15 protein-coding genes are annotated in these 19,830 nt (G+C 73.4%); 9 read left to right on the plus strand and 6 right to left on the minus strand.

Translation table 11 applies throughout. The annotated features are described in order from the left end of the window. Positions 1 to 128: 128 nt before the first annotated feature. A complete protein-coding gene (locus ABD999_RS01610) occupies positions 129 to 1,613 on the plus strand; it encodes a metallophosphoesterase family protein (RefSeq protein WP_271279948.1) in 1,485 nt (494 codons plus the stop codon). A 20-nt stretch (positions 1,614 to 1,633) separates the two neighbouring features. Next, on the plus strand, positions 1,634 to 3,193 hold the full coding sequence (locus tag ABD999_RS01615; protein WP_378525137.1) for a bifunctional 3'-5' exonuclease/DNA polymerase: 1,560 nt from the start codon (positions 1,634 to 1,636) through the stop codon (positions 3,191 to 3,193). On the opposite strand, the gene ABD999_RS01620 is transcribed toward ABD999_RS01615, so the two are convergent. The 6 genes from ABD999_RS01620 to ABD999_RS01645 form a co-directional block, all read right to left on the minus strand. Further along, positions 3,168 to 4,457: an MFS transporter gene (locus ABD999_RS01620; RefSeq protein ID WP_271279949.1), complete on the minus strand. Its 1,290-nt coding sequence runs from the start codon at positions 4,455 to 4,457 to the stop codon at positions 3,168 to 3,170. The two genes, ABD999_RS01615 and ABD999_RS01620, sit on opposite strands and share 26 nt — an antisense overlap. 52 nt (positions 4,458 to 4,509) lie before the next feature. Further along, positions 4,510 to 5,325 carry an MOSC domain-containing protein gene (locus ABD999_RS01625; protein ID WP_271279950.1) on the minus strand — a complete coding sequence of 272 codons (816 nt, stop codon included), beginning with the start codon at positions 5,323 to 5,325 and terminating at the stop codon, positions 4,510 to 4,512. Positions 5,326 to 5,385: 60 nt separating this feature from the next. After that, entirely contained in the window at positions 5,386 to 7,632 is a 2,247-nt protein-coding gene (locus tag ABD999_RS01630) for a serine/threonine-protein kinase (protein ID WP_271279951.1), read from the minus strand. 136 nt (positions 7,633 to 7,768) lie between these two features. Further along, positions 7,769 to 9,166 carry a YlbE family protein gene (locus tag ABD999_RS01635; protein ID WP_219543225.1) on the minus strand — a complete coding sequence of 466 codons (1,398 nt, stop codon included), beginning with the start codon at positions 9,164 to 9,166 and terminating at the stop codon, positions 7,769 to 7,771. After that, the gene (locus ABD999_RS01640) at positions 9,163 to 10,524 is read right to left on the minus strand and encodes an AllF/FdrA family protein (protein WP_345482521.1); all 1,362 of its coding nucleotides are present in this window, start codon (positions 10,522 to 10,524) and stop codon (positions 9,163 to 9,165) included. Before ABD999_RS01640 ends, ABD999_RS01635 begins: the two co-directional genes overlap by 4 nt. Then, positions 10,521 to 11,372, minus strand: a complete 852-nt coding sequence (locus tag ABD999_RS01645; RefSeq protein ID WP_219543227.1) for an oxamate carbamoyltransferase subunit AllH family protein — start codon at positions 11,370 to 11,372, stop codon at positions 10,521 to 10,523. Before ABD999_RS01645 ends, ABD999_RS01640 begins: the two co-directional genes overlap by 4 nt. Positions 11,373 to 11,503: 131 nt before the next feature. Between ABD999_RS01645 and ABD999_RS01650 the strand changes: the two genes are divergently transcribed. The 7 genes from ABD999_RS01650 to ABD999_RS01680 all read left to right on the plus strand — a co-directional run bounded on the left by ABD999_RS01650 (position 11,504) and on the right by ABD999_RS01680 (position 19,810). Then, the gene (locus ABD999_RS01650; RefSeq protein ID WP_148030436.1) at positions 11,504 to 13,099 is read left to right on the plus strand and encodes a PucR family transcriptional regulator; all 1,596 of its coding nucleotides are present in this window, start codon (positions 11,504 to 11,506) and stop codon (positions 13,097 to 13,099) included. An 11-nt stretch (positions 13,100 to 13,110) separates the two neighbouring features. Then, on the plus strand, positions 13,111 to 13,314 hold the full coding sequence (locus ABD999_RS01655) for an RNA-binding S4 domain-containing protein (RefSeq protein WP_148030437.1): 204 nt from the start codon (positions 13,111 to 13,113) through the stop codon (positions 13,312 to 13,314). 139 nt (positions 13,315 to 13,453) lie between these two features. Further along, positions 13,454 to 14,812: a uracil-xanthine permease family protein gene (locus tag ABD999_RS01660; RefSeq protein ID WP_219543228.1), complete on the plus strand. Its 1,359-nt coding sequence runs from the start codon at positions 13,454 to 13,456 to the stop codon at positions 14,810 to 14,812. Next, entirely contained in the window at positions 14,809 to 15,693 is an 885-nt protein-coding gene (locus ABD999_RS01665) for an FAD binding domain-containing protein (RefSeq protein WP_271274952.1), read from the plus strand. The genes ABD999_RS01660 and ABD999_RS01665 overlap by 4 nt, the downstream gene beginning before the upstream one ends. After that, on the plus strand, positions 15,690 to 16,184 hold the full coding sequence (locus ABD999_RS01670) for a (2Fe-2S)-binding protein (protein ID WP_271274951.1): 495 nt from the start codon (positions 15,690 to 15,692) through the stop codon (positions 16,182 to 16,184). The genes ABD999_RS01665 and ABD999_RS01670 overlap by 4 nt, the downstream gene beginning before the upstream one ends. After that, entirely contained in the window at positions 16,181 to 18,541 is a 2,361-nt protein-coding gene (gene cutA, locus ABD999_RS01675; RefSeq protein ID WP_271274950.1) for an aerobic carbon-monoxide dehydrogenase large subunit, read from the plus strand. Before ABD999_RS01670 ends, cutA begins: the two co-directional genes overlap by 4 nt. Positions 18,542 to 18,568: 27 nt before the next feature. Beyond that, positions 18,569 to 19,810 (plus strand): leucine-rich repeat domain-containing protein, encoded by a 1,242-nt coding sequence (locus ABD999_RS01680; RefSeq protein ID WP_271274949.1) that lies wholly within the window; start codon positions 18,569 to 18,571, stop codon positions 19,808 to 19,810. Positions 19,811 to 19,830: the final 20 nt, after the last annotated feature.

Consider the following 19,830-nt stretch of genomic DNA (forward strand, 5'->3'; position numbering starts at 1 on the left):
CCCTCCCCTTGGCGACGACAACCGCTTGCTTGGGGCGACTGAGGTTACACCATCGTGAACCAGCTGTGTCGGCAACGGCACGCTCTGTTCGGATGCGCGCGACGTGATCTACGGGCAAAGATGGGGTCATGGGCGAATCAACGGCTGAACGGGGGAAGCGGGCATCCTCGCGGGTGTCCGAGGAGGGCGCCGGATGGGTGTGCCAGGAGATCGGCACGTTCGACCGGCTGCGGCCGAAGGACGAGGGCTTCACCTGGCTGAACCCGGTCACTCTGTGGAAGTCCCGCAACGAGATCCTCGCCGGCCTGTTCGGCGACCCGTCCGGCGAGGTGCGCGAGCAGTGGGTCGCCGCCCTGCGCGGGCGCGGCACGGACCCCGATTTCCGGATCGCGCCCGAGGTCGGCGAGAGCTTCGACTTCCTGCTCGTCGGCGACACCGGTGAGGGCGACGCGTCCCAGTACGCGGTGGTGCCCGGCATGCTGAAGGCGGGGGAGGGCACCGCGTTCGCGATCCTGGCCAGCGACATCATCTACCCGGCCGGGTCGGGCAACGACTACCGCGACAAGTTCTTCCGCCCTTACCAGGACTACGACGCGCCGATCTACGCGATCCCCGGCAACCACGACTGGTACGACGGGCTCGGCGGGTTCATGCGGGTCTTCTGCGACGCCTCGCTCAAGCCCAGGCCCGACCGGGGGCTGCGCGGGCTGCTGTGGCGCAAGCCCGAGACGATCGACGAACCGGCCCTGGCCGAGGCCCGCGCGCTGCGTGGCCGCCCGGCCCAGCAGGCGACGCAGCCCGGCCCGTACTGGGTGATCGACACCCCGAGCCTGCTCATCGTGGGCGTCGACACCGGCATCAAGGGCACCATCGACAAAGGCCAGACCGCGTGGCTGCGCCGCGTGTCGCTCGACCCCCGGCCGAAGCTCCTGGTCACCGGCAAGCCGATCTACACCGGCAACGCCTACAAGCCCTCCGCGCTGGAGGGCGGCGGCACCATCGACGACATCGTGCGCGACCCGCGCCACCGCTACGTGGCGGCCATCGGCGGCGACGTGCACAACTACCAGCGCTACCCGGTCCAGGTCGGCGACCGGGTCATCCAGTACGTCGTGTCCGGCGGCGGCGGCGCGTTCATGCACGCCACCCACACCATCCGGCGCGTCGACGTGGGCGGCGTGCACGAGGACGACTACCGCTGCTACCCGCTGCGCGGCGACTCGCTGTCCTTCTACAGCCAGCTCTACGCCAAGCGGCTGCGGATGAAGTGGCTCTGCCTCACCCCTGACGAGGCCGCCTGCATCATGGCCGAGCAGATCAAGAACACGCCGGTGCGGCCGGCCGGCGGCGCCGTGACGATCACCCGGCGGATGCGGTGGGCGGCGCGGCTGCTCGGGTCCTGGCCGTGGCCGTTCCGGCTGCCGGTGGACCGGGTGTTCCAGCACTTCCTGTCCGAGCTGTCCGACTGGGACACCCCGCCGTTCTTCAAGCAGTTCCTGCGCCTGTCGGTCACCCCCGACGCGCTCACCATCCGGTGCCACGCCGCCACCGGATGCCTGCGGCAGGAGCTCGAACCCCCCGTCGAGGACGAGGTGCGCATCTCTTTGTCGTAGCCGCCTGGCACCCTGGAGTCGTGTACGTGGTGCTGGCCGGAGAGCGGCTCCTTCCCGCGGGCGGGCCGCCCCGCCCCGCCGGGCCCGGCGCGGTGAGCGAGCTGGAGGCGTCGCGGCCACGGTGGGTGTGGGCCGACACCCGCGAGGCCTACCCGCCGCTGCTCGCCGCCGGGGTGCGGGTCTCCCGCTGCCACGACCTCGCACTCACCGAGGCCCTGCTGCTCGCGTACGAAGGGCGTCACGGGGAGCCGCGCTCGGCCAGGGCCGCGCACGCCAGGCTGCACGGCCGGCCCGTCCCCGACGACGCGCCGGAAGATCCCGGCACGCTCTTCGCGCCCGAGCCGCTGCCCCCGGAGGCGGTGGCCGAGGTGCTCGCCGACCAGCTCGCCCGGATCGCGGCGCTGCCCGATCCCGGCCGGTTCCGGTTGCTGGCCGCCGCCGAGTCCGCCGGCGCGCTCATCGCCGCCGAGATGAGCCACGACGGCATGCCCTGGCGCAGAAACGTGCACGACGCGCTGCTCGCCGAGATGCTCGGGCCCCGGCCGGTCCACGGCATGCGGCCGGCCAAGCTGCAGGCGCTGGCCGACCGGGTGTCGGCGGCGTTCGGCCATCCGGTCAACCCCGACTCGGTGCAGCAGCTGGTCAAGGCGTTCAAGGGGGCCGGGGTGGCGATCAAGTCCACCCGGTCCTGGGAGCTCAAGCAGGTCGGCCATCCGGCGGTCGAGCCGCTGCTCGCCTACAAGGAGCTGGCCAGGCTCCACAGCTTCCACGGCTGGGCGTGGGCCGACCAGTGGGTGCGCGGCGGCCGCTTCCGGCCCGAATACGTGGTCGGCGGCGTGGTCTCCGGCCGCTGGGCGACCAGCGGCGGCGGCGCCCTGCAGATCCCCAAGGTGCTGCGCAGGGTGGTGGTGGCCGACGACGGGTGGGCCCTCGTCGTCGCCGACGCTGCCCAGCTGGAGCCGCGGGTGCTCGCCGCGATGGCGGGCGACGCCGGGCTGGCCGCCGCGGCGGGGGAGATCGACCTCTACTCGGCGCTGGCCGGCTCGTTCGGCGGCCAGCGCGACCACGCCAAGATCGCGATGCTGTCGGCGATGTACGGCGGCACCAGCGGCGACGCCGCCCGGCTGCTGCCCGTCATGCGCCGGCGCTTCCCGAAGGCCTACCAGTTCGTCGAGGACGCCGCCAAGGCCGGGGAGGAGGGCCGGCTCGTGCGGTCCTGGCTCGGGCGCACCAGCCCGCCGCCGTCCGCGTCGTGGCGCGAGCTCGTCTCCGGCCCCGAGGGCGGCCGGGCGGCGCGCGACCGGGGCAGGTTCACCCGCAACTTCGTGGTCCAGGCCACGGCCGCCGAATGGGCGCTGTCGCTCATGGGGGTGCTGCGCGGCCTGCTGCCCGGCCCGGCCAGGCTGGTGTTCTTCCAGCACGACGAGGTCATCGTGCACTGCCCGCTCGACCTGGCCGAGCAGGTGGCGAATGCGGTGGGCGCCGCGGCGGCCGAGGCGACCCGGCTGCTGTTCGGGGCCACTCCGGTGCGCTTCCCGATGGAGGCGGTCGCGGTCAGCTGCTACGCGGACGCCAAATAGCGCCCGACCGGCGGGCCGCCAGCGCCAGCCACACCCCGGCCAGCGCCACCATCACGCCCACGCCCGAACCGAGCACCCCGTACGACAGACCGCCCACGATCACGCCGGCCAGCACCGTGCCGGTCGCCCCGCACACGTTCATGAGCAGGTCCGACAGCCCTTGGACGGCCGTGCGGCCGTCGATCGAGACCGACTCGCTGACCAGCGCGGAGCCGGCCACCAGCCCGCACGACCAGCCCAGGCCGAGCACGAACAGCGCCACCGTCACCTGCCACACCTGGTGGCCCGCCGTGGCCGCCAGCACGGCGGAGACCAGCAGCAGGCCCATGCCGAGCAGCAGCACCGGCACCCGGCCCGCCTTGTCCGCCAGCCAGCCGACCACCGGCGACATCACGTACATGCCGGCGATGTGCAGGCTGATCACGATGCCGATCACGTCCAGCTCGGCGCCGTCGTGGTGCAGCTTGACCGGGGTCATCGACATGATCGACACCATCGCGGTGTGGCTGACGGCGATCATCACCAGGGCCTGGCGGGCCATCGGCGTGGTGCGCAGGATCCGCCACGCGGTGCGGACCGTCCGGTTGCCCGCCTCCGTCGAGGGCTTCCTGCCGTCGTGCTCCCTGGCCAGCTTGAGCGGGTCGGGGCGCAGTCCGGCGAAGACGATCAGCAGCGCCAGCGCGAACGCCAGCGCGGCGAACGCGAACGGCCCGGCCTTCCCCACCAGCCCGGCCTCCATGCCGATCCGGTCGGCGGGCTCGGCCAGGTTGGGGCCCGCCACCGAGCCGACCGTCGCCGCCCACACCACCAGCGACAGGTGCCGGGCGGCGTGGTTCCTGGGCGACAGGTCGGTGGCCGAGTAGCGGGCCGCCAGGTTGCCCGCGCTGCCGCCGCCGACCAGCACCAGCCCGGCCAGCAGCAACTGCCAGTTGCCGAGGTTGATGGCGACGACCGAGATGGCGCAGCCGAGCAGCGCCGCCAGGTACGCCAGCGCCAGGCCGGACCGCCTGCCGCCCTTGCTCGACGCCTTGGCCGTCGGCAGAGCGAGCAGGGCCGCCCCCAGCACCGTCGCGGTCCCCGCGAAGCCGCTGATCATCGTCGACCCGGAGAGCTGGTCGACCACCACCGAGCTGAGCGCCAGGCCGACGGCGACTCCGACGCCGCCCACGATCTGCGCGGCCGAGAGCACGATCAGAGTGCGGCGCTGGACGGCCCGGAGATGGGCGGAGGGCGAGGCGTCAGCGGTCGTGGGGGTGCTGGTCACCCGTGAAGTCTCGCATAGCCCCAGAGATCACCCCAAAACGTTGTTTTTGGGACTACAGCACTGTGACGGGGTCACCTCGCCTGATCACGCCCGTGCCGTCGGGGATCAGGTTGACGCCGAACCACACCTTGCCGTCCCACCTGCGGTGACGGTTCAGGGTGCGGATCGGCTCCTTGCCCTTGGCGTAGGTGTCCGGGTCGACGGTCGTCAGCACGCAGCGGTCGCATCCCTTGGCGGCCCGGAACTCCACCTCGCCGATCCGCAGCCGCCGCCACCCGTCCTCGGCGAACGCCTCGTCCGCGCCCTCCACCACCACGCTGGGCCGGAACCTGCGCATGTCCAGCGGCTGCGGGATCTCCTCGCCCAGCTCGGCCGCCGTCTCCGCGACCCAGTCGCCGAGCCGGGCCAGCGAGGCCGTCGTGGTGAGCAGCAGCGGGTAGCCGTCGGCCAGGCTCACCCGGTCGCCGGGCAGGCCGTACGCGGGATCGACCGGGCGCCGGGTGGGGTCGTCCAGCCAGGCCAGCCTGGCGGGCCGCCCGATCAGCGCGGCCATCCACGCGGCCGCGTCGTCCCCGCAGTCGGTCACCTCCACCGGCGTCCCCCAGACGTTCGCCGTGAACCTGCGCGAGGTGGGGACGACGCGCAGCGGGTCGGCGTGCGGGCCGGTGAGTTTGATCGCGGCGCCGTCGGCCAGGGCCACGCAGGCCAGCATGATCGGATGCTCGCGGGCGGTGATCGGCTCGCCGCGCTCGTCCACGACGAGGTAGCGCCGGTCGCCGGCCAGCCCCCACGGCTGCACCTCGGCCTCGGCCACCTCGTGCCCAGAGGTGGATTTGATGGGATAGAAGAAGATGCTCCCCAGCCTCATGTGCAGACCGTACAACATCACGATCTGACTTCCGGGCCTTCCACCAGGAAGGACGCCGGGTCAGGTGGACTGGCGGAAGGTGTCGAAGAAGACCTTGCGGGCCCCGGACTGGTCGTCCCAGACGAGCTCCGGCATGTCGAAGGTGATCGTGAAGGCCGTCTTGTCGTCGACGGTGACGAACCGGGTGAGCGCGTGCATGGGCACCTCGTTCTCGGCGGCGTAGGTGTACTCCCAGTCGGTCGCCTTCCAGCCGCGGTAGTCGGTCTCCTGCAGCTGCACCTGGATGTAGCCGTCCCTGCCGCCGTCCGCCTCCTCGCGGGTCAGCTCCGACAGGCCGCCGTCGGCCTGGGGCGCCACCTGGGCGACGATCACCTCGATGCCCGAGTCCTTCGGCCCGGTGATCGTGGTCTGGCCGCCCGAGGTGCTCAGCTTCCAGCCCTCGGGCACGCCCACGCTGAACCCCGGCGGGGTCTCCTCGACGTACCCGTCGGGCACCGGGGAGGCCTCGGCCCGCGCCGGGGCGCTGCTGGCGACCGAGAGCGGGGTCGTCACGGGCTCGACGGAACCGCTCGACGCGTAGATCATCAGCGCGGCCACCACGGCGACCACGGCCGCCACGGCGGCGACGATCAGCAGCGGCGTCGGCCGCCCGTCGCGCACCCAGGCGTTGCCGTTCTCGTCCGGGCTGCGCCGGCTGGTGGTGGGCCGGCCGGCGGAGGTCCGATGGGGACCGCCGGGCAGCTGGGCCAGGCGGCTGCGGCCGACGTCCTTGGACAGCCTGTGCGACTGGTCGCGCAGGTCGTCGTCAGTGGCCAGCGGCCACCGGCCGGAGGCGCTCACGCTGCGGCTGTCGCTGGTCAGCGGCAGGATGGGCGGCGCCGGTTGCTCACCGGAGTCACCCGGCCCCCGCGTGCGGCCCCCGCCGGGGAAGGACAGGCCGTCCGGCTCCGGGTAGGCGCCGGACGCCCCGCCCGGCGTCGCGTACGGTCCGGACGCGCCTCCCGGCGTCGAGTAGGGGCCCGACGTCTCCTGTCCCGGCAACGGGTACGGGCCGGACGTGTCGTGTCCGGGCAGCGGGTACGGCCCGGACGTGCTGCCCGGTGACGGGTAGCCGCCCGGGGCCGGGTCCGACAGCGACCTCGGGGCCGCCGAGCCGCCGAGCCCCGGAAGGGAGTGCGGGCCCGAGGAGAAAGCGTCGAACCCCGGCTGCCGCACCTGGTCGGTCCGGTGACCGGACGTCGTGTCGTAGGAAATGCCGTACCCGTCGGAAGGGTTGTTCTCCGGGTCGTACGGGACGCGCACCGGGCCCGAGGGCGTCTCCACGATCCGGGAGGGCAGCGGCCCCGACGGCGGCTCCAGCGGCGGCAGCAGCCCCGCGGGCGTCGAGTCGCCCAGCGTGGGCAGCGGCGCGGGCGTCTCCGGGGTGCGCGGCCGTACCGAGCCGTGCGCGAGCAGCACCCGCTCCAGCCGGTCGGCGACCTGGTCGGCGGTGAGCCGCGCGGCCGGGTTCTTCTGCAGCAGCCCCTCGATCACCGGCAGCAGCGCGCCGGCGCGCTGCGGCCTGGACGGCTCCTGCGTGAGCACCGCGCCCAGCACCGCGACCGCGTCAGGACCCTCGTACGGGGGACGGCCCTCGACAGCCGCGTACAGCGTCGCCCCGAACGACCACAGGTCGGCCGCCGCCGAGATCGGCTGCCCCGACAGGCGCTCCGGCGGGATGTACGCGGGCGAGCCCATGAGCAGCCCGGTCTGGGTGATCGTGACGTCGCCCTCGACGGCGGCGATGCCGAAGTCGGTCAGCACCACCCGGTCGGCGGTGAGCAGCACGTTGCCCGGCTTGACGTCGCGGTGCAGGATGCCGGAGGCGTGCGCGTGCCGGAGCGCGTCGAGCACCCGGATGGCGATCTCGGCGGCCTGGATCACCGGCAGCGGGCCGCTCTGCCGCACCGCCTGCTCCAGCGACCAGGCGCGGACCAGCTCCATGACGATCCACGGGCGGCCGTCCTCCTCCACCACGTCGTGCACGGTGACGATGCCCGGGTGCTGCAGCCGCGCGGCCGACCTGGCCTCGCGCAGCACCCGCCGGTGCGCCGCCTGCTTGCCCGCGTGGTCCAGGCCGAACGGCAGGATGAGCTCCTTGACCGCCACATCCCTGTCGAGCAGCACGTCGTGGGCGTGCCACACCATGCCCATGCCGCCCCGGCCGACGGGCGACATCAACCGGTAACGCCTGCCGACGAGCTTGCCCTGGCTCTGTGGAGTGCCGCCTTCAGCGCCGGGGCCGCTGAGCACGCGGTCGGCTGCCATGTCCCGCCCCCATCTCCAGCCTCAAAGGTCACACAAGTCACGCCGTGGTTTCACATCATGGGATTCGTCACCATATAGGCACGTGAACCGGGGCGAAACCATAGTGTCGCTTTTCGGGGGTTGACGTGCGGTTTCGCTATACCTCGAATGGATCAGCCACCGCGTCCGACAGCGCCCGCAGAGCCGCCGTGAACGCCTCCGCGGGAGGGCTGACGAGCCCCGCGCCGACCTGCCCGGTGCCCGCGATCCTGCCCGCGATTCCGGTGTTCACCACGGGCAGCAGACCGGTCCTGGCGACGAGCGTGACGTCGATGCCGGTGGGCGTGCCGCGGAAGCCGAGCCCCGGGATCTGGTAGGCGGGATGCTCCGCCAGCGTGATCTCGTACATCGAGCGCGTGGCGGCCACCGCGTCCGCGACCTCGCCGCCCACGAACCGGACGATGGCCGGGGCCGCCGCCATCGCGAACCCGCCCAGCCCGGACGTCTCGGTGATGGTGGAGTCGCCGATGTCCGGGTTGGCGTCGCCGGGCCCGTACGCGCCCAGGTACAGCCCGTCCGGCACCCCGGCCGGCCCGGTGAACCACCGGCCGCCGAGCCCCGACACCTGCACGCCGAAGTCTGTGCCGTTCCGCGCCATGGCCACGACCAGGGTCGAACCCGGCACGTCCCGGGCCGCGTCGGTGCTCACCTTGGCCGCGGCCATCCCCGCGTTGAGGAAGAAGTGGTCGTTGCCGGCGATGAAGCGCAGCACCTCCGACGCGTGGCCCGGAGCCGCGTCCGAGATCGCCGGGGCCAGCTCGCGCAGCAGCAGCGAGGTCGCCGCCCGGTTGCGGTTGTGCAGCTCGTCGCCCATCTGCAGCGCCTGCGCGATGAGCGACCGCAGGTCCAGCGGCCCCGTCAGCCCGATCGCCGCCGACAGCGCGGGCCCGAGCACGCCGTCCATCCAGCGCAGCCGGTCGAGCACCTCGGGCCCGTACGCGCCGTAGCGCAGCACCTTGCCCAGGCCCTCGTTGAGCGAGCAGTACGCGGTGCCGCCGTGCTCGGTGTCGCGCACCTCGAACAGCCACATGGACGGGCTGACGACGCCCGCCATCGGGCCCACGGCCGCGTGCTGATGGCACGGCTCCAGCCGCACCTCCCCGGCGGCGAGCCTGGCCGCCGCCTCCCGCTCGTCGTCCGCGTACCCCTCGAACAGCATCGCGCCGATCAGCGCGCCGCGCATCGGGCCCGACGCCCGCTCCCAGGTGATCGGCGGGCCCGCGTGCAGGAACGTGCGCTCCGCCGTCCGCAGCACCTCCGACGCCCGCCGTACGCCGGCCAGCTCCGGGCGGGCCGAGACCAGGCGGCGCACCGCCAGGTCGTTGGCCGCCTGCCTGCGCGGGTCGGCGAGCACCCTGGCCAGGGCGTCCGCGGTGCCCGCCAGGGGCGGGCGCCAGGAGACGCCGGTGACGGCGGCGGCCTGCTCGCGCAGCGCGTCCGCGAGCAGGCCGGCGCCGGCCGTGATGACATGGGGCGGGCCGTCGAGCAGTGTCATAGCGAGTCCCTGGCGTGCCGGGCGGCTTGCGCGTTGGAGGTGAACACGACGGCCCCGGCGTCGCGGAACGCCGCGGCCTGCCGGAGCAGGTCCTGCGGGTCGGCCTCGGTGCCGATCAGCGCGACCACCACGGCGGCGGGCAGGGCGGCGATCGCGGGGGCGAGCCGGGCGGCGGGATCGGGGTCGGCGGCGTGGCCGAGCACCACGTCCATGAGCACCACGCCGCCCGGCGGCACCTTGCCCAGGGCCTCCAGCCGCAGCGTGGGGTCGATCATCGGGTGCGCCCGGCCCCGGGTGTAGACGTCGTCCCCGTAGTCGGTGAACTCCCCGGCCCCGGCGATCAGCGCCGCCTCGGCGCACAGCGTCCCACCGGAGTAGATCCCGATCAGCGGCCCGGGATCTTCGCCTGCCACCGTCACGGCTCTCCGGGCGGAGCCGTCCCAGCAGGGCCAGGCGGGCACCGGGCGGCCGAGGGCGCGCAGCGCGGCCTCGGCGGCGGCGGTGAGGTCGGTGCCGGAGCCGAGCAGCGCCTCCACGACCGGCGTGCGCAGCGACTCCACGACCTCCCGCACGGTCCCCGCCACCTCCGGGTCCGGCGGCTTGGAGACCAGCACGATCAGCTCCGTGGCCGGGTCCTCGTCCAGCATGCGCAGCGCGCGCACCGTCGAGAGCCCGCCGACCGCCGCCGACAGGTCCCTGCCGCCGACGCCGAGCACGTGGCTGACCCCCACGCCCGCGAGGTCCAGCAGGCAGCTCACCTGCTGGGCGCCGGTCCCCGACGCGGCCACCAGCCCGACGGGCCCGGGACGCAGCACGTTGGCGAACCCCAGCCCCACCCCGCCGACCACGGCCGTGCCGCAGTCGGGTCCCATGACGAGCACGCCGCGCTCGTCCGCGCGCTCCTTCAGCAGCCGCTCCGACGCGACCGGCACCCCGTCGCTGAAGACCATGACGGGCAGCCCGGCCTCGATCGCGTCCATCGCCTCGGCGAAGGCGTGCTCGCCCGGCACCGACACCAGCGCCAGGTCCGCGCCGCCGCCGCGCGCCGCCGAGCGGGTGGTCAGCGGCGGCTGCTCGGCCTCCCGCGCCGGCCCCGCCGAGGAGAGCTCCGCCAGGTGGCGGTCCAGCTCGTGCGCCGCCGCCGCGGTGTCCGGCCCGCGCAGCGCGACCAGCAGGTCGCCCGGACCGGCCGGAGGCAGCTCGAAGCCCAGGTCGCGGGCCAGCTCCAGGTTGAGCTCCGTGGCCATGGCGACGATCGCCACCGCCGTGCCAGGCAGCTCGGACAGCGCCCTGCTCACCCGCATCAGCGCCACCGAGTCGTGGTAGACGCCCTCGCGTACGAAGACCGTGTCGTTCATCCCCGTCCCCCCAGCGCGCGTACGGTCTCCAGCCCGATCGCGATGCCCTGCGCCAGGTCGGCGCCCGAGGTGTGGCCCAGCCCGCACAGCCGGCGCAGCGCCGGCCCCAGCGGCTGCCGCCCGGTCAGGCCGCGCAGCACCGCGAGCACCTCCGGGCACGCCTCGCCGCGCGCAGCGCAGTGCAGCAGCGTCGCGGAGATCGGCGTGGTACGGGTGCGCGCGTCGAACGTGACGGTCGCCCCCAGCCACCCGGCCAGGTCGACCGCCCGCGCGGTGCCGGTCGCCGCCCCCAGGTGGCGCAGCGTCACCAGCAGCCCCGCCAGCACGTCGTCGCCGCTCGGCGTCAGCCCGGGACCGAGGCCGACCAGCCGCTCGGCCGCCGTCACCGCGCCCAGCAGCCACCCGGAGGCGCAACTGGCCGCGAGCAGCTCGACCGCGTCGTTGCCGTCCAGGCCCGGCGTGCCCCGCCCGGCCAGCGCCGACGGCGGCGGCAGCGTCGCCGGATCGACCTCGCCCAGCCGCGGAGACGGGTCCCACCAGCGGCGGGCGCGCAGACTCAGCCCGCCGACGTCCACCGAGCCGTCCCCTACGAAGGCCTCGTCACCCATGGTCACGCGCGGCAGCGCTCCGGCGAGCAGCATCGAGTTCGGCAGCCGGGTGGCAGGTCCCGTCACCACGGCGATCACCGCGGGCTCCAGCTCGGTCCTGACCTCCAGGTAGATCCCGGCGGGGAACGCGGCGAGCACCCGGGCGGGCCGCCTCGAAGCCTCCAGGACCGGGCGCACCGCGGTGCTCGCGGCGCCCGTGACGTGCGCGCGTACCCGCCTCACGTGAGTACCGACCGTCACCGGACCTCCCTACCGACCCTGGACCTGACCGTAGAACGGGCCCGGCAACCGCCCGTACGGAGAAATTTGCCAACAGTCAGCGGGAAGACTGGCTCTTCCTGACAGACGGTATGTGGGGCCACAATCTGTACATGGAGCCCCCAGTTCGTCTCGCCAGCACGGGAACGATCATCCACGGCGTGTCCGTCGGAGAGTTGCTGGGCGTGTCGACCCTCGCGGAGGCCCGGCTGATCGCGGGGGAGAGCGGTCTGGGCCGTATCGTGCAACGCCTCAACGTCATGGAGGTGCCCGACATCCTGGCCTGGGTGAAGCCGCACGAGCTGCTGCTCACCACCGGCTACCCGCTGCGCAACACGCCGCAGTCGCTCGGCCGCCTGGTCGCCGACCTGGACGAGCGCGGGCTGGCGGCGCTGGCCATCAAGCTCGGACGGTACGTCGACGAGCTGCCGTCGGCGATGGCCGAGCAGGCGGACCGGCTCGGCTTCCCGCTCATCCTGCTGCCGAACGACGTCGGTTTCGACGACATCCTCAACCAGGTGCTCACCGACATCCTCAACCGGCAGGCGGCCGTGCTCGTCCGCGCAGAGGAGGCGCACCGGGCGCTGGTGCAGGTGGTGCTGGCCGGCGGCGGGCTGGACGAGGTCACCACGGAGGTGGCGGCGCTGCTGGACGTGTCGGTGGCCGCCGTCGACGGCCGCGGCCGGGTGCTGGCGTCGGCGGGCCCGCACGAGGCGGCGCTGCGCGAGTCCATCACCCGCGACTGGCCGCCCGGCGCGGCCGCGTCGCCCGGCGCCCGCACCGCGGTGTCGGTGCCGGTGATCGCGGGCGGGCACCACCACGGCCGGATCGTCGCCTACAGCCCGTCCGGCGACATCCGCGACAGCGACGTCGGCATCCTGGAACGTGCCGCCACCGTGGCCGCGCTCGCCGTCACCCGGCAGGAGGCGGTGAACGCGGTCGAGAGCAAGTACCGCGCCGACTTCCTGCGCGACGTGCTCACCGGCCGGGCCGGCTCCGCCGAGCGGGTGGTGGTCAGGGCGCGGGCGTTCGGCTGGGACCTGGAGCGGCCGGTGACCGTGCTGGTGGCCGAGCTCGACCCCGACGGCGACGAGCGCACCGCCCAGGACCGGCTGGTGACCTGCTGGACGGCCGCGATGCGCCGGCACGACCCGCGCGGCGCGGTGGCCGGCTTCTCCCACGAGGTGGTGGCCGTGGTGGACGCCTCGGTGGACGCCTCCCGCATCGCCAAGGACGCCGCCTCGGCCTTCGCCGACACGCCGCCCGTGACCTTTTCCACCGGCACCTCCCGCCCCAGCCGCGGCCCCGAGACGTTACCGGAGGCGTACTCGCAGGCGCTGAAGGCGGCCCGGGTGGGCCGCCAGCTGCACGGGCCCGGCGCCGTCGCGCACTTCGACCAGCTCGGTGTCTACCGGCTGCTGTCGCTGGTCAACGACACCGACGAGTTGCACGCGTTCGTCCGGGAGACGCTCGGCCCGCTGGCCTCCGACGACGACGCCGAGAACGCCGACCTGCGCCGCACCCTGCAGGTCCTGCTGGAGACCAACCTCAACGTGGCCGAGACCGCCCGCCGGCTGCACTTCCACTACAACACGCTCCGCTACCGCATCGGGAAACTGGAGCGGCTGCTGGGCAACTTCACCGACGACCCGCACCTGCGGCTCAACCTGACCCTGGCCCTGCACGTGCTGAGGATGCGCGGCATCTAGGGTTGGCAGGCGTGGACTTCGAACTGCGCTCCGACTACATCCCGCTCTGCGACCTGCTGAAGTACTGCGGGGTCACCGAGACGGGCGGCCTGGCCAAGATGCTCGTCGCCGAAGGCATGGTGGAGGTGGACGGCGAGGTGGAGCTGCGCAAGACGGCCAAGATCCGCTCCGGCCAGGTCGTCACCGGTGAGGGCTTCACCATCCACGTCCACTGACGATCACCGGCCCCGCCGGGCAGAAGTGCGCAACGGGACCACTGGTCAACCGGGCAGATTTGGCAGATCATGCCCGTGTACCAGCGCGCCTGCTGGCCTAATGTGCCCGCAAGCAGCGGCCCGGTGAAAAGGGGTTCACATGGCATTCGGGTGGACCAAGCACGGCGACGGCAAGCATCTGGCACCAGGCGAGGTCGTGAGGCCGGACGAACGGCTGAGCTGGCCCCGCATGGTGGGGTTCGGCGCCCAGCACGTCGTGGCGATGTTCGGCGCCACGTTCGTCTTCCCCCTGGTGATGGGGCTCAGCCCGAACATGGCGATCATGATGTCCGGGGTCGCCACGATCCTGTTCCTGCTGATCGTCAAGGGGAAGGTGCCCAGCTACCTGGGCACGAGCGCCTCCTTCGTGGGCGGCGTGCTCGCGATCAGGGCGCTGTTCGGCGGCGACTCGCCCGAGGCCAGCTCCGTCGTGGTGGGCGCGATCCTGGTGGCCGGGTTCGTGCTGGCGCTGATCGGCCTCGCGGTCCACTTCCTCGGCGTCCAGGTCATCAACAAGATCTTCCCGCCGCCGGTCACCGGCGCGGTGGTCATGCTCATCGGGTTCGGGCTCGCGTTCGTGGTCGCGGACGTCTACTGGCCGCAGGACCAGTGGATGGCCCTGCTCACGATGCTGATCACGTTCGTCGTCGTGGTGGCGTTCAAGGGCTTCGTCGGCCGCGTCGCCATCCTCGTCGGCCTCGTCGCCGGCTACGTGCTCTCCTGGGCCGCCGACCGGGTCTTCGGCATGGTGCCCGCCTACGACGACGGCGCCGTGCAGGTCGCCGCGCACTTCCGGGTCGACCTCAGCGGGGTGGCCGAGGCCGACTGGTTCGGTCTGCCGCCCGTCACCTGGCCCAGCTTCCACACCTCGGCCGTGCTGCTGGTCCTGCCCGCCGTCATCGCGCTCGTCGCGGAGAACATCGGCCACGTCAAGGCCGTCGGCGAGATGACCAAGACGGACCTCGACCCGTACATGGGCCGGGCGATCGCCGCCGACGGCGTCGCCACCGTGGTCGCCAGCTCGGTCGGCGGCTCGCCGACCACCACCTACGCCGAGAACATCGGCGTCATGGCCGCCACCAAGGTCTACTCGACCGCCGCCTACTACATCGCCGGCGTCATCGCGATCCTGTTCGGCCTGATGCCCAAGTTCGGCGCGCTGGTCTCGGCCACGCCGTCCGGCGTGCTGGGCGGCATCACGGTCATCCTGTACGGGATGATCGGCCTGCTCGGCGCCAAGATCTGGATCGAGAACAGGGTGGATTTCGCCGATCCGGTGAACATGGTCCCGATCGGCGCGGGCATCATCCTGGCCATCGGACCGGTGAAGCAGTTGATCAGCAGCGACTTCAGGCTTGAGGGCATCGCGCTCGGCACCATCGTGGTGGTGGGCGGCTGGCACCTGCTCCGGGTCATCGCCCGCCGCACCCCCGAACCCGTCAGGATCGAGGCAGGGTGAAGCCGCCGCCGTTCGAGTACCACGCCCCCCGCGACCTCGGCGAGGCGCTGGAGATCCTGGCCGGGGCGGGGCCGCGCGGCAAGGTGCTCGCCGGCGGCCAGAGCCTCATCCCGATGCTCAACATGCGGATCGCCGCGCCGGACCACCTGGTCGACATCAACCGGCTCGGCGCGCTGAGCTCGATCGACGCGGCCCCCGGCGGGGTCACCGTGGGCGCGCTGGCCCGGCACGCCGAGGTGGAGCGGGCCGCCCCGCACCCGCTCATGGTCCAGGCGCTCCGGCTGGTGGCCCACCCGGTGATCCGCAACCGGGGCACCGTGGTGGGCAGCCTCGTGCACGCCGACCCGGCCGCCGAACTGCCCGCCGTGCTCGCCGTACTCGACGGCTCGGTGCGCCTGGCACGCCGCGCGCCCGGCGCGTCCGGCCTGCCGGACGGGGTGGTGACCAGGGACGTGCCCGCGGGCGCGTTCTTCACCGGCCCCATGGAGTCGGCGGCCGAGCCGGGCGAGCTGGCCGTCTCCGCGTTCTTCCCCGCGCTGCCGCCGCGCACCGGCACCGCCTTCCGCGAGATCGCCAGGCGGCACGGCGACTACGCGCTCGCCGGGGTGTGCGCGGTGGTGACGCTCGACGAGGACCTGCACATCAGCGCCGCCCGGGTCGGCTGCGTCGGCGTCGGCCCCGTCCCGGTCGTGGTCGACGTGACCGAGGCCTGCGAACGCCGGCCCGCCGCGACCGTCCCCTGGTCGCGGGTCGCCGGGGCCGTACGGGAACGCGCCGAGCCGGACGGCGACGTGCACGCCTCCGCGGCGTACCGGCTCCACCTGATCGGGGTGCTGGCCGAGCAGGCGGTCAAGGACGCGGCCAGGGAGGCGGCTGGATGAGCACCGGGACGGATTCGAGTCACGAGATCACCCTCGGCGTGAACGGCACCGCCCGCCGCGTGCGGGTGCCGGGCAGGCGGCTGCTGTCCGACTGCCTGCGCCACGACCTCGGCCTGACCGGCACCCACGTCGGCTGCGAGCACGGCGTGTGCGGCTGCTGCACGGTGCTGCTCGACGGCCGGCCGGTGCGCTCCTGCCTGATGCTGGCCGTCACCGCCGACGGGCACGAGATCACCACCGTGGAGGGGCTGGCCGGGCCGGACGGGATGTCGCCGGTGCAGCGGGCGTTCGGCGAGAGCCACGCCCTGCAGTGCGGCTTCTGCACGCCCGGCTTCCTCTGCACGGTGACGGCGCTGCTGGAGGAGAACCCCGCGCCCACCGACGAGGAGGTGCTGGAGGGCATCTCGGGAAACCTGTGCCGCTGCACCGGATACCAGAACATCGTCAAGGCCGTCCACCGCGCCGCCGAGCTGAAGGCGGAGGAGTCATGACCACCAGGCTGTTCGGAGAGCCGGTGCAGCGCCGCGAGGACCCCCGGCTGCTCACCGGGCAGGGCCGGTTCCTCGACGACCTGGGCTCCGGCGCGCTGGCCGCCGCGTTCGTGCGCTCCCCGCACGCGCACGCCCGCATCCGCGACGTCGACGTCACCGCCGCGCTCGACGTCGACGGCCTGATCGCCATCTACACCTGGGAGGACCTGCCCGAGCGGGTCGGCCGGCCGCTGCCGCTGCTCATCCCGCACCCGGCGCTCACCCACGGCCGCACCGCCTACCCGCTGGCCAAGGAGACCGTGCGGCACGTCGGCGAGCCCGTCGTCATGGTCGTGGCCACCGACCGCTACCTCGCCGAGGACGCCTGCGGGCTCATCGAGGTCGACTACGAGCCGCTCAAGCCGGTCGTCGGCCTGGAGGACGCCGTGCAGAGCGGCCACCTCGTGCACGAGGACGTGCCCGGCAACATCGGCGCCCACCTGGTGCAGGAGGTGCCCTCCGCGTCCGGGCTGAGCGCCGGGGAGGCGATCGACGCCGCCCCGCACACCCTGTCGTTCCGGCTCGACATCGAGCGCAGCGCCAGCACCCCGCTCGAAGGCCGCGGCGTGTACGCCCGCTGGGACGGCGCCGACCTGCGCGTCTACTCCAGCACCCAGACCTCCACCAGCGTCCGCATGGCCATCGCGGCCGCGCTCGGCCTGCCGCTGACCAGCGTCGAGGTCATCGCGCCCGATGTGGGCGGCGGGTTCGGGGTGAAGATCGTGCACCCGTGGCCGGAGGAGATCCTGGTGCCGTGGGCCGCCATGCTGCTCGGCCGCGAGATCAAGTGGACCGAGGACCGGCGCGAGCACTTCATCTCCTCCGCGCACGAGCGCGGCCAGGTGCAGCACGTGCGGGTCGGCTTCGACGACGACGGCCGGGTGCTCGGCATGGACGTGCGCATCCTGCACGACCACGGCGCCTACACCCCGTACGGGATCATCGTGCCGATCATCACCTCCACCCAGCTGCTCGGGCCGTACAAACTCGGCGCCTACCGGGTCGAATTCTCCTCCGTCTACACCAACACCGTGCAGGTCACCCCGTATCGGGGCGCGGGCCGCCCGCAGGGCGTGTTCTGCATGGAGCGGACGATGGACAAGATCGCCCGCCATCTGGGCAGGGACCGCACCGAGGTGCGCGCCGCCAACTTCATCCAGCCCGACGAGTTCCCCTACGACCAGCGCATGACCTTCCAGGACGGCCGGCCGCTCATCTACGACAGCGGCGACTACCCCGAGATGCTCCGCCTGGTGAAGGAGCTGATCGGCTGGGACGACTTCGAGCGCGCCCCGAACCGTGGCATCGGCATCGGCTGCTACGTCGAGGGCACCGGCGTCGGCCCGTACGAGGGCGGGCACGTGCAGATCACCTCGGACGGGCGGGTGCACGTCTCCACCGGGCTCACCTCCCAGGGGCAGGGACACCAGACCGTGTTCGCCCAGATCGCCGCCACCGAGCTGGGCGTGCCGATCGAGCGGGTGTCCGTGGTCACCGGCGACACCCGCAGGTTCGGGTACGCGGTCGGCACGTTCGCCTCCCGGGCCGCGGTCATGAGCGGCAACGCGATCGCGCTCGCCTGCCGCAAGGTGCGCGAGAAGGCGCTGCGCATCGCCGCCGACGCGCTGGAGGCGAACCCGGCCGACCTGGAGATCACCGAAGGCATCGTGCACGTGGTCGGCGACCCGAAGGCGGCCGTCCCGCTGTCCACGGTCGCGGTGCTGGCCAACCCGCTGCGGTACGCGTTCGACGACGAGGCGGCCAGGGCCACCCAGTTCTCCGGCCAGTCGTCGGGCGGGGCCTCGCCCGACCGGCCGCCGGTCGCCGAAGGGGACGAGCCGGGGCTGGAGGGCCGCGACTACTACTCGCCGATCCGCTCCACCTTCGCCGCCGGCATGCACGCGGCCGTCGTCGAGACCGACCCGCTCACGGCCGAGATCAAGGTCCTCAGGTACGCGGTCGTGCACGACTGCGGCAAGCTGATCAACCCGATGATCGTCGAGGGCCAGATCCACGGCGGGGTGGCGCAGGGCATCGGCGGCGCGCTCTACGAGCGGATGGTGTACGACTCGCACGGGCAGCTCGTCAACGCCTCCTTCATGGACTTCCTCATGCCGTACGCGACCGAGATCCCGCACGTCGAGACGGCCCACCTGGAGACCCCGTCGCCGCTCAACCCGCTGGGCATCAAGGGAGCGGGGGAGGCGGGGGTGATCCCGGTGTCGGCGGTCATCGCCTCGGCGATCGAGGACGCGGAGGGCGTCGACATCGACCGCATGCCGATCTCCCCGTCGGAGCTGTTCGACCTGCGCGGCTGATCGTCCGCCCATGGCAGGATCTGCGGCATGCGAACGGACCGGACCGGCGCCGCCCCTGGCCCCCAGACCACAGCGGCAGAACAGGCGGCCGGACACGCGGCCGGACAGGCGACCAGACAGGCGGCCGGACAGGCGGCCGGTCACGGGGCCGGACGCGCGGTAGAACAGGCGGCCGGACACGGGGCCGGACAGGCGGTAGAACAGGCGGCCGGACACGGGGCCGGACAGGCGGTAGAACAGGCGGTCGAGCTGCGGGTGCCCGGCGCCGGGCTGACTCGGTTCCCGGGCGACGCGGCAGGGGCGGCCCGCGTCCGGCTGGTCGACCTGGCCTGGAACGAGCTCACCGAGCTGCCCGCGTGGGCCGGGGAGCTGACCGAGCTGGAGGAACTGCGCCTCGACGGCAACAGGCTGCGCGCGCTGCCCGACCTGTCGCGTCTGAAGGCCCTGCGCGCTCTCCACGCCGACGGCAACCGGCTCACCGAGGTCCCACCCCTCCCGCCCGCCCTGGAGACCCTCTCCCTGTACGGGAACGTCGTCGAGCGGCTGCCGGACCGCCTAGGCGACCGGCTGCGCCACCTGTCCGTCGGCGGAAACCGGGTCTCCGGGCTGCCCGCGGCGCTGTGGCGGCTGACCCGGCTGGAGACGCTCAACGTCGCCGAGAACGCGCTCACCGAGCTGCCGCCCGCCGTCGCCGGCCTCACGTCGCTGCGCCTGCTCGACGTGGGCCACAACCGGCTCACGTCCCTCCCCGCGGAGCTCGGCGACCTGCCGCTCACCGACTACCTGTACGCGAGCGACAACCTGCTCACCGAGGTGCCCGCCGCCATCGGCCGCCTGGACCGGCTCGCCTACCTCGGCCTCACCGACAACCGGCTGCGCGCCCTGCCCGAGAGCCTCGGCCGGATGGCCTCCCTGGTCGAGCTCAGGCTCTACGGCAACCGGCTGGAGTCGCTCCCGGCGGGCATCGGCGGCCTGCGCCGCCTCCGCGAGCTCCACCTGAGGGGCAACCGGCTGGGCGCCCTGCCCCCGTCGATCGCCGGGCTGGGCGAGCTGCGCGTGCTCGACCTGCGCGACAACGTCCTGCGCGAGCTGCCCGACCTGTCGCCGCTCACCCGGCTCACCCATCTCGACCTGCGCAACAACCGGCTGCGCCGCCTTCCGGCGCTGCCGCCCGCCCTGGAGAAGCTCGACCTGCGCTGGAACAAGCTCGACGACGAACCGCCCGCCCTGCGCGACCTGGCCGCCCGCGGCTGCGTCATCCTACGCTGAACGGGTGAACCGTCCTCACG

Source organism: Nonomuraea ferruginea (assembly GCF_039540635.1).
GTDB lineage: Bacteria > Actinomycetota > Actinomycetes > Streptosporangiales > Streptosporangiaceae > Nonomuraea > Nonomuraea ferruginea.

Bases quoted from the DNA above. Each gene is read 5' to 3' on its own strand.
- ABD999_RS01680 (WP_271274949.1), top strand. From the start codon at position 18,569: ATGCGAACGGACCGGACCGGCGCCGCCCCTGGCCCCCAGACCACAGCG.
- ABD999_RS01610 (WP_271279948.1), top strand. From the start codon at position 129: ATGGGCGAATCAACGGCTGAACGGGGGAAGCGGGCATCCTCGCGGGTG.
- ABD999_RS01640 (WP_345482521.1), bottom strand. From the start codon at position 10,524: ATGAACGACACGGTCTTCGTACGCGAGGGCGTCTACCACGACTCGGTG.
- ABD999_RS01635 (WP_219543225.1), bottom strand. From the start codon at position 9,166: ATGACACTGCTCGACGGCCCGCCCCATGTCATCACGGCCGGCGCCGGC.
- cutA (WP_271274950.1), top strand. From the start codon at position 16,181: ATGACCACCAGGCTGTTCGGAGAGCCGGTGCAGCGCCGCGAGGACCCC.
- ABD999_RS01670 (WP_271274951.1), top strand. From the start codon at position 15,690: ATGAGCACCGGGACGGATTCGAGTCACGAGATCACCCTCGGCGTGAAC.
- ABD999_RS01650 (WP_148030436.1), top strand. From the start codon at position 11,504: ATGGAGCCCCCAGTTCGTCTCGCCAGCACGGGAACGATCATCCACGGC.
- ABD999_RS01660 (WP_219543228.1), top strand. From the start codon at position 13,454: ATGGCATTCGGGTGGACCAAGCACGGCGACGGCAAGCATCTGGCACCA.
- ABD999_RS01630 (WP_271279951.1), bottom strand. From the start codon at position 7,632: ATGGCAGCCGACCGCGTGCTCAGCGGCCCCGGCGCTGAAGGCGGCACT.
- ABD999_RS01625 (WP_271279950.1), bottom strand. From the start codon at position 5,325: ATGAGGCTGGGGAGCATCTTCTTCTATCCCATCAAATCCACCTCTGGG.